This window comes from Paracoccus alkenifer (assembly GCF_900108405.1).
GTDB classification, from domain to species: Bacteria; Pseudomonadota; Alphaproteobacteria; order Rhodobacterales; family Rhodobacteraceae; genus Paracoccus; species Paracoccus alkenifer.
Genome location: NZ_FNXG01000002.1, coordinates 586,143 through 602,292, shown reverse-complemented (window position 1 = coordinate 602,292; position 16,150 = coordinate 586,143). Strand labels below are relative to the sequence as shown.

Genomic DNA, 16,150 nt, shown 5'->3' with positions numbered 1-16,150 from the left:
TGATTGCGATTCTTGTCAGACTGGATCAAGCGCCCGCGCGTCCTGCGGGTGCCAGCCGATCCTGATGCGTTGTCCCGGCTCCAGCCGGGTCTGGCCCAGCGTGTTGCGGAATTTCATCACGAAATCCTCGCTGCCCGCAACGGTCATCCGCGCGCGCAGGATGTCGCCCATGTAGATCACGTCGCGCACCTGCGCGTCGATGGTGTGGGCGTCCGAAGGCATCAGCTCGGGCTTGAACTCGACCCGCTCGGGGCGGATCGAGACCAGCGTCCGCTGCCCGATGCCGCTGACATTGACGGCGGTGGCGTCGATCAGCTCGCCGGTGGTCAGCCGGACCACCGCGCGCGCGCCGTCCATTTTTTCGATCGTGCCAAGCAGCTTGTTGTTTTCGCCGATGAACCCGGCGACAAAGCTGTTTTCCGGCTGCTCATACAGCACCGAGGGCGGCGCAAGCTGCTGGATGCGCCCGTCGTTGAACACGGCGATGCGGTCCGACATGGTCAGCGCCTCGCCCTGGTCGTGGGTCACATAGACCACGGTAATTCCAAGACTGTCGTGCAGCGACTTGATTTCATACTGCATATGTTCGCGCAGCTGCTTGTCCAGCGCGCCCAGCGGTTCGTCCATCAGCACCAGCTGCGGGTCGAACACCAGCGCGCGGGCCAGCGCGATCCGCTGTTGCTGGCCGCCCGAAAGCTGCGCCGGGCGACGGTTGCGGAACTTGCCCATCTGCACCATGTCCAGCGCGCGGATGATGCGGCTTTCGCGTTCCGCCTTGCCCATGCCGCGGACCTCAAGCGGAAAGGCCAGGTTTTCCCCCACCGTCATATGCGGAAACAGCGCGTAATTCTGGAACACCATGCCGATGCCGCGCTTGTGGGGCGGCACGTCGTTGATGTTGCGTCCGTCCAGCCGGATCTCGCCGTGGGTGGCGGTCTCGAATCCCGCCAGCATCATCAGGCAGGTGGTCTTGCCCGACCCGGACGGCCCGAGCATCGTCAGGAATTCGCCCTTCCCGATCGAGAGGTTGAGATCCTTAACGACGAGGGTCTGGCCGTCGTAGCTTTTCTGGACATGGTCGAAGACGACGAAACCGTCGTTGCCAAAGGCAGTGGTCAAGGCGCTCGCTCCCCGTCGTTCTTGTCTGCGCAGGGGCAGTCTAAACAGTGCAACAATCGTCCCGCAATGGCGTATTTCGGTGAATGTGGCCGAACGGGCCGACGAATGCACAAGATGTGTCGTCTGCGGGGCACAAACACGAAAAAGGCGCCGCAATGGGCGCCTTTGTCATGGTGCGGTCGAAAAGACTCGAACTTTCACTCCGGTTAAGGAACAGCGACCTCAACGCTGCGCGTCTACCAATTCCGCCACGACCGCATTTCCGTGGTGAGCGCTGACATAGCCGCGCCCGCGGCGTTTGAAAAGGGGGGCGCGGCAGATTCAGGGGCTGTTTGCGTCACTCGGCGGCGATCACCGCGCCGGGGGTGTAATTCAGCAGCGGCGCCAGCCAGCGCTCGGCCTCGGCCAGCGTCATCCCCTTGCGCGCGGCGTAATCGGCGACCTGATCGGCCTCGACCTTGGCCACGCCGAAATAATAGGCGTCGGGATGCGCCAGATAGAGGCCCGAGACCGAAGACCCCGGCCACATCGCCATGGCATCGGTCAGTTCGACCCCCGTCGCCGCCGTGGCATCCAGCAGCGCAAACAACGTGCGCTTTTCGGTGTGGTCGGGCTGGGCGGGATAGCCGGGCGCCGGGCGGATTCCGCGGTAAGGTTCGGCCGCAAGCTCTTGCGGGGCAAAGGTTTCGTCCGGCGCATACCCCCAGTAGTCGCGCCGCACCCGCTCATGCACCAGCTCGGCCAGCGCCTCGGCAAAACGGTCGGCCAGCGCCTGCAACAGAATCGCCGAGAAATCGTCGTTGGCGTCCTTGAACGCCTGCACCTGCGCCATTTCGTCGCCGGCCGTCACCACAAAGCCGCCGATCCAGTCCTGCTGGCCCTCGGGCGCCATGAAATCGGCCAGCGCCACGTTCGGGCGTCCCTCGCGCTTGATTACCTGCTGGCGCAGCGTGTGCAGCGTGGCCAGCGGAGTCGCACGGTCGTCGCCGGTCCACAGCCGGATGTCGTCGCCGACCCGGTTCGCCGGCCAGAATCCGATGACCGCGCGCGGGGTCAGCCAGCGCCCGTCGATGATCTGGGCCAGCATCGCCTGCGCGTCGGCGAACAGCGCCCGCGCGGCCTCGCCCTGTTTCGGGTCGTCGAGAATGCGGGGATAGACCCCCTTCATCTCCCAGGTCTGGAAAAACGGGGTCCAGTCGATATAGCGCGCGATCTCGGCCAGATCCCAGTCGGGCAGCACCAGCGTGCCGGTGAACTGCGGCGGCGTCGCCTGATAGGCGGACCAGTCCGGCTTGACCGAATTCGCGCGCGCATCCTCGATCGACAGCCGGGGGCGGTTGTCGTCGCCGCGGTTATAGCGGTTCGCAACGTCCTCATATTCCTTGCGCACGTCGCTGACAAAGCTGGATTTTCCATCGGACAGCAGGTTCGAGACCACCCCCACCGCGCGGCTGGCATCCGTCACATAGACGGTCTGGCCCTTGTGATAGCGCGGGTTGATCTTGACCGCGGTATGCACGCGGCTAGTGGTGGCGCCGCCGATCAGCAGCGGGATGTCGAAGCCCTCGCGCTCCATCTCGGACGCGACATGCACCATCTCGTCAAGCGAGGGCGTAATCAGCCCCGACAGCCCGATGATATCGACCTTTTCCGCCCGCGCGGTTTCCAGGATCTTTTGCGCGGGGACCATCACCCCAAGGTCGATGATCTCGTAGTTGTTGCAGGCCAGCACGACGCCGACGATATTTTTTCCGATGTCGTGGACGTCGCCTTTTACCGTTGCCATCAAGACCTTACCGGCGGAACTTGATCCTCCGTCGGACTTCTCCTCCTCCATGAAGGGCAGCAGATGGGCCACGGCCTGTTTCATCACCCGGGCCGATTTCACCACCTGCGGCAGGAACATCTTGCCGGCGCCGAACAGGTCGCCGACCACGTTCATGCCGGCCATCAGCGGGCCTTCGATGACATGCAGAGGACGGGCGGCGGCCAGACGGGCCTCTTCGGTGTCCTCGGTGATATATTCGGTGATTCCGTTGACCAGCGCGTGTTCCAGCCGCTTGTCCACCGGGTATTCCCGCCAGGACAGATCCTTTTCGCGGGCTTTCGCGCCACCCTCGCCCTTGAACCGCTGGGCAAGGTCCAGCAGCCGCTCGGTCGCGGTGCCCTCGCCCGCAGGGATGCGGTTCAGCACCACATCCTCGCACGCCTCGCGCAGGGCCGGGTCGATCTGGTCATAGACGATCAGCTGGCCTGCGTTGACGATGCCCATGTCCATACCGGCCTGGATCGCGTGATACAGGAACACGGCGTGCATCGCCTCGCGCACGGGTTCATTGCCGCGGAAACTGAAGGACAGGTTCGACACCCCGCCGGAAACATGGGCATGCGGCAGGCCCTGCCGGATGCGGGCGGTGGCGCCGATGAAATCGACGCCGTAATTGTCGTGTTCCTCGATCCCGGTCGCCACGGCAAAGACGTTGGGGTCGAAGATGATGTCCTCGGGCGGGAAACCGACCGTGTTCACCAGCAGGTCATAGGCGCGCGAACAGATCTCGACCTTGCGATTCTCGGTATCGGCCTGCCCGGTCTCGTCAAAGGCCATCACCACCACCGCGGCGCCATAGCGGCGGCACAGGCGGGCGTGATGCAGGAACTGCTCCTCTCCCTCTTTCAGGCTGATCGAGTTCACCACCGGCTTGCCCTGGGTGCATTTCAGCCCGGCCTCGATCACCTCCCATTTCGATGAATCGATCATCAGCGGCACGCGGGCGATGTCGGGCTCGGCGGCGATCAGGTTCAGGAATGTGGTCATGGCGGCGACCGAATCGATCAGCCCCTCGTCCATGTTCACGTCAAGGATCTGGGCGCCGTTTTCCACCTGATCACGCGCCACCTCAAGCGCCGCGGGGAAATCGCCGGCAGTGATCAGCTTGCGAAACCGGGCGCTGCCGGTGACGTTGGTGCGCTCGCCCACGTTCACGAACGGAATCGCGTCGGTCTTGATGAATGGTTCCAGCCCCGACAGCCGCAGCTGCGGCGCGATTTCCGGGATGCGGCGGGGGGGATGCGCGGCCACCGCATCGACAATGGCGGCGATATGTTCGGGGGTCGATCCGCAGCAGCCGCCGACGATATTGACCAGACCCTCGGCCGCGAAACCGCCGATCTGCGCGGCCATCAGCTCGGGGGTTTCGTCGTAAAGCCCCATCTCGTTCGGCAGCCCGGCGTTGGGATAGGCGCAGGTCAGCGTGTCGGCGATATCCGACAGCTCGACCAGATGCGGGCGCATCGCATCCGCCCCCAGCGCGCAGTTCAGCCCCACGGTCAGCGGCCGCGCATGGCGGATGGAATGCCAGAACGCCGTCGGCGTCTGCCCCGACAGCGTGCGCCCCGACAGGTCGGTGATGGTGCCCGAAATCATCAGCGGCAGGATCAGGCCGGTGTCCTGAAACACCTCGTCGGCGGCAAAGATCGCGGCCTTGGCGTTCAGCGTGTCAAAGATCGTCTCGATCAGGATCAGATCGGCGCCGCCCGCGATCAGCCCGCGAATCTGTTCGGCATAGGCCACCCGCAGCTGGTCAAAGGTGATAGCGCGGAAACCGGGGTTGTTCACATCGGGGCTGAGCGAGGCGGTGCGGTTCGTCGGCCCCAGCGCGCCCGCGACCCAGCGCGGCCGCCCGTCCTGCGCGGTGGCCCGGTCCAGCGCCCGGCGGGCAAGGATCGCGCCCTGCCGGTTCAGCTCGAACACCTGCGATTCCATCCCGTAATCGGCCTGCGCGATGGTGGTCGAGGAAAACGTGTTGGTTTCCACGATATCGGCGCCGGCCAGCGCATAGCGGTAATGGATTTCCTCGATCGCCTCGGGCTGGGTCAGGGTCAACAGGTCGTTGTTGCCCTTTTGCGGGTGGTTGGAATGGATATGGCAGCCGCAACCTGATCCATGGCCGGTGAAATCATCCTCGGACAGGCCCAGCTGCTGGATCTGCGTTCCCATCGCCCCGTCGAGAATCAGGATGCGCTGTGCGGCAGCGGCGCGGATGGCATCGAAAACGGGGGACAGCGTGGGCATGGCGACCTTTGGGTTCGGCTGGGATTGTCCCCTGTATAGGGCAGGCTTGAGAATATGGAAAATTCATGTTGTGCAGGCTTTTCATGAATTGTGTTCATGTTGCGGCCTGCCTGCGGCGCTGCCGCCCTTGATCCCCGCCGCCCTGCCGGGCTAGGCGAGTCCCAACCCATACGGAGGATCACATGACGCCCCGCAAGCTTGCCGCCGGCAACTGGAAGATGAACGGAACGATCGCCTCGCTGGCCGAGGTGGAAACCCTGATGCGCGAGCATGGCAATGCCCGCTGCGAGATCCTGATCTGCCCGCCCGCGACGCTGGTCCATCCGATGGTGGAACGCGCCGGGCAAGGGGTGGTCGCGGTCGGCGGGCAGGATTGCCACGCGAAAGACGCGGGCGCGCATACCGGCGATATTTCTGCCGAGCAGCTGCGCGACGCGGGCGCGGTCTATGTGATCGTCGGCCATTCCGAGCGCCGCGCCGATCATGGCGAAACCGACGCCGCGGTCGCCGCCAAGGCCATCGCCGCCCATCGCGCCGGCATCGCCAGCGTGATCTGCGTGGGCGAGACCGAGGCGCAGCGCGACGCGGGCGAGACGCTGGACGTGATCGCGCGGCAGCTGGCCGGGTCCGTCCCCGATTGCGCCACCGCCGCCAATACGGTGATCGCCTATGAGCCGGTCTGGGCCATCGGCACCGGCCGCACCCCCACCAACGAGCAGATCGCCGAGGTCCACGCCGCCATGCGCGCGGCCCTGGTCGCGCGGTTCGGCGACGGCGCCGGGTTCCGGCTGCTTTACGGGGGCAGCGTCAAGCCCTCGAACGCGGCCGAGATCTTTGCGATTGCCGATGTGGACGGGGCGCTGGTGGGCGGCGCGAGCCTGAAGGCCAGCGATTTCGGCGGTATCATCGCGGCGCTGGACGCGGCCTGACAGCACGGCGGGCAGAGGGGGCAGAGGGGCGCCGCCCCTCGCGCCTGCGGCGCTCACCCCGGGATATTTGAGTGATGAAGAAGCGCCGCACGGCTGCGCCCGGCGTCAGCGGAACAGGATCAGCGAGCCGGGGGACCAACTGACGCGGGTGCGGGTGCCGAGATCCTGGATGTCGCGGCCGAAGACGTTGCGCATCGAGATGCGGACCGGGCGTTCGGCCCCGTCCAGCCGCACGTCGTAATAGGTCATGTCGCCGTAATAGACGACCTCTTCGATGATGCCAGGGGTTTCGCGATGCGGCGCGGGGGCGTCACGGTAAAGGATCGTCACCGCCTCGGGGCGGAAGCCGACCGAGGGGCCGGGGTCGCCCGGATCGGCGCGGCTGACATTGGCAGCGGGGATGTCGAATTCGCCGAAGCCCGGCACCTCGACGCGCACGCCCGCGTCGGTTTCGCCCAGGATGCGGACCGGCATGAAATTCATCATGCCGATGAAATCGGCGACGCGGCGGCTGACCGGGCGGGAATACAGTTCCTCGGGGTAGGAAAGCTGCGCGATCTCGCCCTCGAACATCACGGCGATGCGGTCGGACATGACCAGAGCTTCCTCCTGGTCGTGGGTGACGAGGACAAAGGTGATACCGACCTGGCGTTGCAGCTTGATCAGTTCGACCTGCATCTGTTCGCGCATCTTGCGGTCCAGCGCCGACAGCGGTTCATCCAGCAGCAGCACCTTGGGCTTCAGGATCAGCGCGCGTGCCAGCGCCACCCGCTGGCGCTGCCCGCCCGACAGCGCGTGGGCCGCGCGGGCGCCATAGCCCTTCAGCCCGACCATCGCCAAAGCCTCATCCACCGCGGCGGCTTTTTCGGCGCGGCTTCGCGGGTCGCGGCGCAGGCCGAAGGCCACGTTCTGCGCCACGGTCAGATGCGGAAAGATGGCGTAGGACTGGAACACCATGTTGGTCGGGCGCGCGTTCGCAGGCACCTTGGCCATGTCGCGCCCGTCGATCAGCACCACGCCCGAGGAAATATCCTCGAACCCCGCGATGGTGCGCAACAGCGTGGTCTTGCCGCAGCCCGAGGGGCCGAGCAGGGAAAAGAACTCGGCCTCGCGGATGGTCAGGTCGATGCCGCGCAGCGCGTGATAGTCGCCGTAATATTTATGCACGTCGCGGCATTCGATCATCGCCCGACGCGAGCCGATGGGGGTCGGGCGGCCCTGTTCGTCGCGGGCCGGGCCGCTTTTGGGCACAGGTGCAGGGCTGGGGTTTCGGGCGGTCAAAGAAAGCCTCCGCTATTGGTCTGGCCGGTGCGCGCGGCGCCGCGGCGGCGGAAATATTCGGCCAGCGCCAGCAGCAGGATCGAGGTCGCCACCAGCACCGTCCCCAGCGCCATGATCATCGGGATCGACTTGGGAAAGCGCAGCTGGCTGAAGATATAGGTGGGCAGCGTCGGTTCACTGCCGGCAAGAAAGAACGCGATGATGAATTCGTCAAGGCTGATGGTAAAGCTCATCAGCATCGACGACAGGATCCCCGGCATCACCAGCGGCAGGATCACCAGCCGGAACGCGTTCCAGCGCGATTCGCCCAGATCCTGCGCCGCCTCTTCAAGCGACTGGTCGAGCGAGGCAAAGGCCGTGGTCAGGATCGCCACCGCATAGGGGGTGCAGATCAGCGTGTGCCCGATGATCACGGTCAGGATCGACAGCTCGATCCCCACCGCCAGCAGCACCACCAGCAGCGACACGCCCACGATGATTTCCGGCAGCACCAGCGGCAGCATGATCAGCCCCAGCGCCGTGCCCTTGCCCGCAAAGCGATAGCGGGTCGAGGCCCGCGCCGCGAACATCCCCAGCAGCGTCGCCAGCGCCGCCGCGCTGAACGCGATGGTCAGCGAATTGAACAGCGCGCGGCGCAGCGTGGCATTGCCCCACAGCTGCCCGAACCATTCGGTGGTGAAGCTGTTCAGCGGAAAGGCAACGACGGTGCCCGAATTGAACGCGAACACCGGCAGCAGCAGGATCGGCGCATAAAGAAACAGCAGGTAAAGCAGTGCATAGGCGCGCAGCCCCCGGCCCTGGGCCCCGCCGTTCATGTCCGCACCCGCAGAAAGCGGCGATTGAGCAGCAAAAACAGCCCCGCCAGCAGCGTGACGATCACCATCGCGGTCACCGCGATGGCCGAGCCGAGCGGCTTGTTATCCACCGCCAGCATCTGTTTCTGGATCAGGTTGGCCACCATCGGGATCTTGCCGCCTCCGATCAGGGTGGGGGTGACGTAATCGCCCATGGTGGGGATGAACACGATCAGCACCGCCGCCAGCACCCCCGGCATCGCCAGTGGCAGGGTGACCCGCCAGAAAGTCATCAGCCGACTTTCGCCAAGGTCGCGCCCCGCTTCCAGCAGCGAGCGGTCGATGCGTTCCAGCGCCACATAGATCGGCAGGATCGCAAAGGGCGCATAGGCATGTGCCAGCGTCACCACGATCGAGCCGGTGTTATACAGCAAAAACGACAGCGGCTGTTCGATCAGCCCCAGCGATTTGAGGCCCGAGTTGATCACGCCATTATAGCCCAGAATCACCTTCCACAGGAAAACGCGGATCAGGTAGCTGGTCCAGAACGGGATGGTGATCAGGAAAATCCACATCGCCTTGCGCCGGGGCGGGACCACAAAGGACAGGAAATAGGCGACCGGGAACGCCAGCACCACCGTGGCCAGCGTCACCAGCACCGCCACCCCCAGCGAACGCAGCATCAGCGCCCGAAAGATCGGGTCGGCCCAGACCTCGGCATAGTTTTCCAGGGTGAATTCCCAGATGACGGTCTGATAGCCGTCGTTGATAAAGGAAAACGTCAGGATGGTCAGCAGCGGAATCGCCAGCATCAGGACCGCGTAAAGCAGCGGCGGCGCGATCATGCGCAGGCCCTGCCCCGCCTCGGTGCTGCGTGACGCCATTTGCGAAACCCGTCCCCGTTTCTGCCGCGATGCCGCGGCGCCCCCCCCCCACCGGCTTGGCGCCGGCCTTGTCCCCCATGGATTCCACACGGGCCGCGCAAGGGAAAGACGCAAAATGCGGACCATGCAACAGATGGGCCCGCGCGCTGCCGCCGAAATCCGGCAAGCCCCTGCGTCACTTGTGGACAGGGGCGGCGCAAGGATGCAATCTGCCGCGCAATCGGGTGGCGGTCCGGTCAAGATCGCCCCCCCATCATCCGACAGGAGGACACGCCTTGACCGACACGACCCGACTGGACCGCCGCCGGTTCCTGACCACTGCCTCGCTGGGCGGGGCCGCCGCCGCCACCGGCGCCACGCTGGCCGCCCCCGCCATCGCGCAGGACCAGCCCACGATCAACTGGCGCTGCGCCTCGTCCTTTCCCAAGTCGCTGGAAACCATCTATGGCAGCGGGGTCGAACTGGCCGACCGCGTGCGCGAGGCGACCGACGGCCGCTTCAACATCCAGGTGTTTGCCGCGGGCGAGCTGGTCCCCGGGCTACAGGCGATCGACGCGGCCACCGACGGCACGGTCGAGATGGCCAATTCGGTCGGCTATTACAGCTGGGGCAAGGATCCGGCATTCGCCTGCGGCGCCGACCTGCCCTGGACCTTCAACGCCCGCGGCAAGGCTGCCTACAACTATTATGGCGGCGGCATCGATTCCTATAACGAGTTCCTGCAGAAGCATAAGCTGATCTGTTTCCCCGGCGGCAACACCGGCGTGCAGATGGGCGGCTGGTATCGCAAGCAGATCAACGGCCTGGCGGACATGCAGGGCCTCAAGATGCGCATCGCCGGGCTGGCCGGGCGCATCGTGGAAAAGCTGGGCGTGGTGCCGCAGCAGCTGGCGGGCGGCGACATCTACCCGGCGCTGGAAAAGGGCACCATCGACGCCGCCGAATGGGTCGGCCCCTATGACGACGAAAAACTGGGCTTCCAGAAGGTCGCGCCCTATTATTATTACCCCGGCTACTGGGAAGGCGCGCCGACCGTCGGCATGTTCATCAACCTGGACAAGTGGAACGAGCTGCCGGCGTCCTACCAGTCGATCCTGCGCACCGCCAGCATGGCCGTGGACATGAGCACGCTGGCCGAATACGACTTCAAGAACCCGACGGCGCTCAAGCGGCTGGCGCAAAGCGGCGCCCAGCCCATGCCCTTCCCCGAGGATGTGATGATGGCCGGCTTCGAGGCCTCGCGCGAGGTCTATGACGAGCTTTCCGCCGAAAACGCCGAATTCAAGCGCATGTGGGAGGCGCAGAAGCCCTTCCTTGCCGACTGGTTCCTGTATAGCCAGACGGCGGAATACACCTTCGACACGATGATGATGATCCAGCAGCGCAACGGCAAGCTGTAAGGACCGCCGACAGAGCCGCCGTCCCGGCCCGGGGCGGCGGCTTTTTCATGCGCGGTTGCCGCAGGTCGGGCCGCCCGGCTTTCCCCCGAACCCGGCAGAAAGGGCGCCCAAAGGGGCGCCCTTTTTCCGTTGGCTTACTCGGCAGCCGGCTGCGCCGGGGTGCCGAAACTCGGGGGCGCGCCCAGTCCCCCGAGACCACCGGCGGGCGGCGGGGCTGTCTCTGGGGCAGCCTGCGGCGCGGACTCTGCCGGGGCCGGGGGTGGGGTGCCGAAGCTGGGCGGGGCACCAAGGCTGCCAAGACCGCCAGCACCGGGCGTCGCGGGTGCCTCTGTCCCGGCGGGGGGCGTTGCAGGGGCGCCGAAGGGGTTGCCCCCCAACCCGCCCAGTCCCCCGCCGCCAAGCCCGCCGCCACCTAGGCCGCCGGTCATCGGGATGTTGATCTGCACGTTCGAGGTGTCGATGGGCGCGCCCTTGTAGTGCATGACTATCCCCGGGAACAGCATCACCACCCCGATCATCACCACCTGGATAAACACGAACGGCACCGCGCCCCAATAGATCTGACTGGTCTTGACCGGGTCCGTCATCCGCCCGGTGACCTTGTCGCGATAGGGCACCTTGGGCGCGACCGAGCGCAGGAAGAACAGCGAGAACCCGAAGGGCGGGTGCATGAACGAGGTCTGCATGTTCACCGCCAGCAGCACCCCGAACCAGATCAGGTCGATCCCCAGCGCCTCGGCCGCGGGGGCCAGCAGCGGCACGATGATGAACGCCAGCTCAAAGAAATCGAGGAAGAACGCCAGCAGGAACACCAGAATCGAGACCACGATCAGGAACCCGTATTCGCCGCCCGGCAACGAGGTCAGCAGGTGCTCGACCCACAGATGCCCGTTCACCCCGTAGAAGGTCAGCGAGAACACCCGCGCGCCCACAAGGATGAACATGACGAATGCCGACAGCCGCGTGGTCGCGGTCAGCGCCTGCGCGATCACGCCGCCCCGCAGCCGGCCCTTGGCGGCGGCCAGCACCAGCGCGCCGACCGCGCCCATGGCGCCGCCCTCGGTGGGGGTGGCAATGCCCAGAAAGATCGTGCCTAGCACCAGAAAGATCAGCGCCAGCGGCGGGATCAGCACGATGATGACCTGCTGCGCCAGCCTGCTCATCAGGTTGATGCGCAGGGCGCGATCCAGCAGCGCGATGATGTAGATCACCACCACCGCCAGCGCCGGGGCAAGGATGTCGGCATTGGTGCCCTGCGTCGGATGCAGCCAGCGGAACGCCACCCAGGCCATCGCCACCGTCGCCGCGATCGCGACCAGCAGCGAGGTCACGCCCGAACCCAGCGTCCGCGCCTCTTTCGGCAGCGCCGGCATCGAATTCGGCCGCACCAGCGACATGACGAACACATAGAGCATGTAAAGCCCGGTCAGCACCAGGCCGGGGATCATCGCCCCCTTGTACATGTCGCCGACCGACCGCCCCAGCTGGTCCGCCAGCACGATCAGCACCAGGCTGGGCGGAATGATCTGCGCCAGCGTCCCCGAGGCCGCGATCACGCCGGACGCCAGCCGCCGGTCATAGCCATAGCGCAGCATGATCGGCAGAGAGATCAGCCCCATGGCGATAACGCTGGCCGCAACCACGCCCGTGGTTGCCGCCAGCAGCGCGCCGACAATGATCACCGCATAGGCCAGCCCGCCGCGCACCGGGCCGAACAGCTGGCCCACCGTGTCCAGCAGATCCTCGGCCATGCCGGATTTTTCCAGCACGATCCCCATAAAGGTGAAAAAGGGAATCGCCAGCAGGGTTTCATTGCTCAGCAACCCCCACAGCCGTTCCGGCATCGCCTGAAGCAGCGGCCAGCTGAGGTTGATCGAGCCGCCAGACAGCGGCGCAAGCTCCACCCCGATGACAAAGAACAACAACCCGTTGGCGGCCAGCGCGAACGCGACCGGATAGCCCAGCAGCAGGAACACCACGAGGCTCATGAACATGATCGGCGCCATGTTCTGCGCGATCAGTGCCATCATTTGCGCGGCTCTTTCTGGCTGGTTTTACCGTTGGCAGCGGGGCTGTCGCTGTCGGCGCCGGTGGGGGGGCCGGCGGGGGTGTCAGCCGCGGTATCAGTCGGGGCGTCAGCCGCGGTATCAGTCGGGGCATCAGGGGCAAAACCGGCCTCGGCCAGCAGCTCTTCGTCGATCTCGACCTCGGCGTGGCCGCTGAACTGCGCCTGCGTGTCGGGGATCAGCCCGCGCATTGTCGCGATTTTCTTGATGATTTCGGAAATTCCCTGAAAGAACAGCAAGATGAACCCGGCCAGCAGCAGCGCCTTGGCCGGCCACAGGATCAGCCCGCCCGCGTTCATCGACCGTTCGCCCGACAGATAGGACCGCTGGAACCACGGGACCATCAGCCAGACCATCAACGTGACAAAGGGCATCAGGAACAGCAGATGCCCGATCAGGTCGATCCAGTGCTGCGTGCGCCGCGAGCGCCCTCCATACAGGATGTCGATGCGGATATGTTCGTTTTCCAGCAGCGTATAGGCTGCGGCCAGCAGAAACGCCGCGCCGTAGAGATACCACTGCAATTCAAGCCAGGCGTTGGACGAGATCGACCAGATCTTGCGGGATATGGCGTTGCCCGCGCTGACGAGCACGGCGATCAGGATCAGCCAGCTGACGCTGCGGCCGATCACCGTGTTGACGCGGTCGATGCCGCGCGACAGGGCCAAAAGACCGCCCATAGACTGATTCCCCTTCTGGCGGCGCAGGCGGTTCCGCGCGTTTGCACGGGCCGGGCCTTGCCGTTGCAGCACTCGACGATGCGCGGATATGGCTGAGCCATGCCCGCCCGGTCAAGCGTTTCCGCACGTCAGCCCGGACCCCGCCGGGGCAGCAAGCCGCCAGGACAGGCGGCCGCGGCACCGCCCCGAGGGCGCAAGGGCGCGCCCTGCCCCGCGCCAGCCTAGCGCTGGATCATGTTCACATGGCCCATCTTGCGGCCGGGACGGGCCTCGCCCTTGCCGTAAAGATGGATCTGGGTGTCCGGCCGCGCCAGCAGCTGCGGCACTCGCGCGATGTCGTCGCCGATCAGGTTCTCCATCACCACATCCGCATGACGCTGCCCGTCGCCCAGCGGCAGCCCGGCGACCGCGCGGATATGCTGCTCGAACTGGTCCACCGCGCAGCCCGCCTGCGTCCAGTGACCCGAGTTGTGGACCCGCGGCGCGATCTCGTTCACCACCAGCCCCTGCGGGGTCACGAACAGCTCGACCCCCATCACGCCGACATAGTCCAGCGCGGTGACGATGCGGCTGGCGATCAGCACCGCATCCGGAATCAGCCGCGCGGGCAGGCCGCAGGGCACGGTGGTGGTGCGCAGGATGCCGTCGCGATGCTCGTTCAGCCCGGGATCATAGGCCGCGACCGCCCCGTCCTGCCCGCGCGCCACGATCACGCTGATCTCGGCCGAGAAATCGACGAATCCTTCCAGCACCGAGGGCGCGGCCACCTGCCCCCAGGCGGCAGCGAAATCATCACCCGCGGCGACCCGGACCTGCCCCTTGCCGTCATAGCCAAGCCGCCGGGTCTTGAGGATGCCGCGCGCATGCCCCCCCATCGCGGCGGCCAGATCGGCGGCGCTGTCAACGGCGGCATAGGGCGCGACCGTCAGCCCCAGCCCGGACAGGAAATCCTTTTCCGTCAGCCGGTCCTGACTGACCGCCAGCGCGCGGCGGTTGGGACGGATCGGCACGATGCTTTCGATCAGGTCCAGCGCCTCGGCGGGGACATTCTCGAATTCATAGGTCACCACATCGACGGATGCGGCGAATGCGCGCAGCGCGGCCTTGTCATCATAAGGGGCGGTGGTCAGGCGGTGGGCCACATCGCCCGCGGGCGCGGGGCCGGGTTCATACACATGGCAGCGATAGCCCAGGCGGCTGGCCGCGACCGACAGCATCCGCCCCAGCTGGCCGCCGCCAAGAATGCCGATGCTGGCGCCGGGGTGCAGGGGGTCAGTCATCGCGCGGCTCCTCGGGGATGGATGCGGACAGGGCCGCGCGCCAGGCATCCAGCCGCGCCGCCAGCGCCGGGTCGGACAGCGCCAGGATCCCCGCCGCCATCAGCCCGGCATTCGCCGCCCCCGCCGCCCCGATCGCCATGGTCGCAACCGGAAACCCCTTGGGCATCTGCACGATGGAATAAAGCGAATCGACCCCGCCCAGCGCCCGGGTCTGCACCGGCACCCCGATCACCGGGATCCGGGTTTTCGAGGCCATCATCCCCGGCAGATGCGCCGCGCCCCCGGCGCCCGCGATGATCACCTGCAAGCCCCGGCCGACGGCAGCGCGCCCGTAATCCCACAGCCGATCCGGCGTGCGATGCGCGCTGACGATGCGCGATTCATGGGCAACGCCCAGCTCGTCCAGCACCTGCGCCGCCTCGCGCATGGTGGCCCAGTCGGACTGGCTGCCCATGATGATGCCCACCGGAACCGTCATTCGTCACCCCTTTGCCGCCCCTGCGGAAAAACCGGGATCATAACCGCGCACCGGGCGGGCGCAACGGGGGAAAACCGGCATTCAGGCGATGATATCGGGGGTCAGATCATCCTCGATGCGCGCGATCTGGTCCTTGAGCGCCAGTTTCTGCCGCTTGAGCCGCCCCAGCGTCAGGCTGCACACCACGCCCCCCGCCGCCATGGCCGCGATCTGGTCGTCCAGTTCGCGGTGCTGGTTGCGCAGGCCGGCCAGCCGGGCGCGGGCGATGTCTTCGGGCGACATTTCTTGCGAGGTGGTCATGATCGGCGTCCGTCAAGGGGGCTGGCAAGGGGGCTGGCGGCAAGATACAGGGTCGCCGTTCCGGCGGTAAGGGGCGTTTTGCGGGGTATCTGCCGCAAGATGCAACAGCCGCGGCCCGCTGGCCCCCTTGCGGATGCGGATTTGCGATCACATATCTGTCGCGTGGCCGGGTCGCCGCAATCGGGACCGGGCCAGAGCAGTCGCTTGACCGAGGACGCCGATGACCAAGATGAGCCTGGGAACACACCCTTTCCTGCTGGGATTCGACCAGCTTGAACGGCTGGCCGAACGCGCCGCCAAGGGGGCCGAGGGCTATCCCCCCTACAACATCGAGCATCGCGCCCCGGACGGGTTCCGCATCACCCTGGCCGTCGCCGGTTTCGCCGAAAACGACCTGTCGCTGACCGTCGAGGACCGCCAGCTGGTGATCCGCGGCCGTCAGGCCGACGCCGATGGGGAACGCGAGTTCCTGCACCGCGGCATCGCCTCGCGCGCGTTCCAGCGCAGCTTCGTGCTGGCCGAGGGCATCGAGGTCGAAGGCGCGGCGCTGGAAAACGGGCTGCTGCATATCGAGCTGCGGCGGACCGCGCCGCAAAACATCGTCCAGACCATACCGATCAGCCGCAAATGAAGGGGATCGACATGAACATGAAACATGATTTTCCGACGACCTCGGACAACATCGTCTATGTCCGCCGGGTCGAAATGGACAGCCTGCCCGTCGAGGTGCGCCAGCAGGCGCCGCAGTTGCAGGCGCTTTACGCCGTCCACGGCATCGACGGGGAACGGCTGGCACTGGTCGCCGACCGCGGCCTGGCCTTCATGCTGGCCCGCCAGAACGAGTTGAACCCGGTCAGCGTCCACTGA

General features: G+C 66.2%; 13 protein-coding genes, 1 tRNA gene and 1 pseudogene. 4 read left to right on the top strand and 11 right to left on the bottom strand.

All coding sequences use genetic code 11. The features are described 5' to 3' along the window. Nucleotides 1-15: 15 nt before the first annotated feature. The 3 genes from BLW83_RS07075 to metH form a co-directional block, all read right to left on the bottom strand. The gene (locus BLW83_RS07075) at nt 16-1,119 is read right to left on the bottom strand and encodes an ABC transporter ATP-binding protein (RefSeq protein WP_090846980.1); all 1,104 of its coding nucleotides are present in this window, start codon (nt 1,117-1,119) and stop codon (nt 16-18) included. A 171-nt stretch (nt 1,120-1,290) separates the two neighbouring features. Next, nucleotides 1,291-1,377, bottom strand: a tRNA-Leu gene (locus BLW83_RS07070). A gap of 79 nt (nt 1,378-1,456) precedes the next feature. Further along, nucleotides 1,457-5,191: a methionine synthase gene (gene metH, locus BLW83_RS07065; protein WP_090846978.1), complete on the bottom strand. Its 3,735-nt coding sequence runs from the start codon at nt 5,189-5,191 to the stop codon at nt 1,457-1,459. Between the two features lie 182 nt (nt 5,192-5,373). Between metH and tpiA the strand changes: the two genes are divergently transcribed. Next, nucleotides 5,374-6,120, top strand: a complete 747-nt coding sequence (gene tpiA / locus BLW83_RS07060; RefSeq protein ID WP_090846976.1) for a triose-phosphate isomerase — start codon at nt 5,374-5,376, stop codon at nt 6,118-6,120. A 105-nt stretch (nt 6,121-6,225) separates the two neighbouring features. On the opposite strand, the gene BLW83_RS07055 is transcribed toward tpiA, so the two are convergent. The 3 genes from BLW83_RS07055 to BLW83_RS07045 all read right to left on the bottom strand — a co-directional run bounded on the left by BLW83_RS07055 (nt 6,226) and on the right by BLW83_RS07045 (nt 9,079). Further along, nucleotides 6,226-7,305: an ABC transporter ATP-binding protein gene (locus BLW83_RS07055; RefSeq protein WP_090847558.1), complete on the bottom strand. Its 1,080-nt coding sequence runs from the start codon at nt 7,303-7,305 to the stop codon at nt 6,226-6,228. Nucleotides 7,306-7,397: 92 nt separating this feature from the next. After that, nucleotides 7,398-8,216, bottom strand: a complete 819-nt coding sequence (locus tag BLW83_RS07050; protein WP_090846974.1) for an ABC transporter permease — start codon at nt 8,214-8,216, stop codon at nt 7,398-7,400. Further along, nucleotides 8,213-9,079, bottom strand: a complete 867-nt coding sequence (locus tag BLW83_RS07045; protein WP_090846972.1) for an ABC transporter permease — start codon at nt 9,077-9,079, stop codon at nt 8,213-8,215. The genes BLW83_RS07050 and BLW83_RS07045 overlap by 4 nt, the downstream gene beginning before the upstream one ends. A gap of 293 nt (nt 9,080-9,372) precedes the next feature. Here BLW83_RS07045 and BLW83_RS07040 point away from each other — a divergent pair, with 293 nt between their 5' ends. Continuing rightward, nucleotides 9,373-10,479 carry a TRAP transporter substrate-binding protein gene (locus BLW83_RS07040; RefSeq protein WP_090847556.1) on the top strand — a complete coding sequence of 369 codons (1,107 nt, stop codon included), beginning with the start codon at nt 9,373-9,375 and terminating at the stop codon, nt 10,477-10,479. Nucleotides 10,480-10,613: 134 nt separating this feature from the next. Here BLW83_RS07040 and BLW83_RS07035 read toward each other — a convergent pair whose 3' ends face one another. The 5 genes and pseudogenes from BLW83_RS07035 to BLW83_RS07015 all read right to left on the bottom strand — a co-directional run bounded on the left by BLW83_RS07035 (nt 10,614) and on the right by BLW83_RS07015 (nt 15,283). After that, nucleotides 10,614-12,509: a TRAP transporter large permease gene (locus BLW83_RS07035; RefSeq protein WP_090846971.1), complete on the bottom strand. Its 1,896-nt coding sequence runs from the start codon at nt 12,507-12,509 to the stop codon at nt 10,614-10,616. Nucleotides 12,510-12,658: 149 nt separating this feature from the next. Then, a pseudogene (locus tag BLW83_RS07030) lies at nt 12,659-13,225 on the bottom strand (TRAP transporter small permease subunit); the annotation flags it as partial. Between the two features lie 221 nt (nt 13,226-13,446). Further along, entirely contained in the window at nt 13,447-14,505 is a 1,059-nt protein-coding gene (locus BLW83_RS07025) for a 5-(carboxyamino)imidazole ribonucleotide synthase (RefSeq protein ID WP_090846968.1), read from the bottom strand. Continuing rightward, nucleotides 14,498-14,983: a 5-(carboxyamino)imidazole ribonucleotide mutase gene (purE, locus tag BLW83_RS07020; protein ID WP_090846966.1), complete on the bottom strand. Its 486-nt coding sequence runs from the start codon at nt 14,981-14,983 to the stop codon at nt 14,498-14,500. Before purE ends, BLW83_RS07025 begins: the two co-directional genes overlap by 8 nt. 81 nt (nt 14,984-15,064) lie before the next feature. After that, nucleotides 15,065-15,283: a YdcH family protein gene (locus tag BLW83_RS07015; protein ID WP_090846964.1), complete on the bottom strand. Its 219-nt coding sequence runs from the start codon at nt 15,281-15,283 to the stop codon at nt 15,065-15,067. A gap of 220 nt (nt 15,284-15,503) precedes the next feature. Here BLW83_RS07015 and BLW83_RS07010 point away from each other — a divergent pair, with 220 nt between their 5' ends. Both BLW83_RS07010 and BLW83_RS07005 read left to right on the top strand, forming a co-directional pair. Then, the gene (locus tag BLW83_RS07010; protein ID WP_090846962.1) at nt 15,504-15,914 is read left to right on the top strand and encodes an Hsp20 family protein; all 411 of its coding nucleotides are present in this window, start codon (nt 15,504-15,506) and stop codon (nt 15,912-15,914) included. Between the two features lie 11 nt (nt 15,915-15,925). Further along, nucleotides 15,926-16,150, top strand: a complete 225-nt coding sequence (locus BLW83_RS07005) for a DUF1150 family protein (RefSeq protein ID WP_090847553.1) — start codon at nt 15,926-15,928, stop codon at nt 16,148-16,150.

Bases quoted from the DNA above. Each gene is read 5' to 3' on its own strand.
- metH (WP_090846978.1), bottom strand. From the start codon at position 5,191: ATGCCCACGCTGTCCCCCGTTTTCGATGCCATCCGCGCCGCTGCCGCA.
- tpiA (WP_090846976.1), top strand. From the start codon at position 5,374: ATGACGCCCCGCAAGCTTGCCGCCGGCAACTGGAAGATGAACGGAACG.
- BLW83_RS07055 (WP_090847558.1), bottom strand. From the start codon at position 7,305: ATGATCGAATGCCGCGACGTGCATAAATATTACGGCGACTATCACGCG.
- BLW83_RS07050 (WP_090846974.1), bottom strand. From the start codon at position 8,216: ATGAACGGCGGGGCCCAGGGCCGGGGGCTGCGCGCCTATGCACTGCTT.
- BLW83_RS07045 (WP_090846972.1), bottom strand. From the start codon at position 9,079: ATGGCGTCACGCAGCACCGAGGCGGGGCAGGGCCTGCGCATGATCGCG.
- BLW83_RS07035 (WP_090846971.1), bottom strand. From the start codon at position 12,509: ATGATGGCACTGATCGCGCAGAACATGGCGCCGATCATGTTCATGAGC.
- BLW83_RS07025 (WP_090846968.1), bottom strand. From the start codon at position 14,505: ATGACTGACCCCCTGCACCCCGGCGCCAGCATCGGCATTCTTGGCGGC.
- purE (WP_090846966.1), bottom strand. From the start codon at position 14,983: ATGACGGTTCCGGTGGGCATCATCATGGGCAGCCAGTCCGACTGGGCC.
- BLW83_RS07015 (WP_090846964.1), bottom strand. From the start codon at position 15,283: ATGACCACCTCGCAAGAAATGTCGCCCGAAGACATCGCCCGCGCCCGG.
- BLW83_RS07010 (WP_090846962.1), top strand. From the start codon at position 15,504: ATGACCAAGATGAGCCTGGGAACACACCCTTTCCTGCTGGGATTCGAC.
- BLW83_RS07005 (WP_090847553.1), top strand. From the start codon at position 15,926: ATGAACATGAAACATGATTTTCCGACGACCTCGGACAACATCGTCTAT.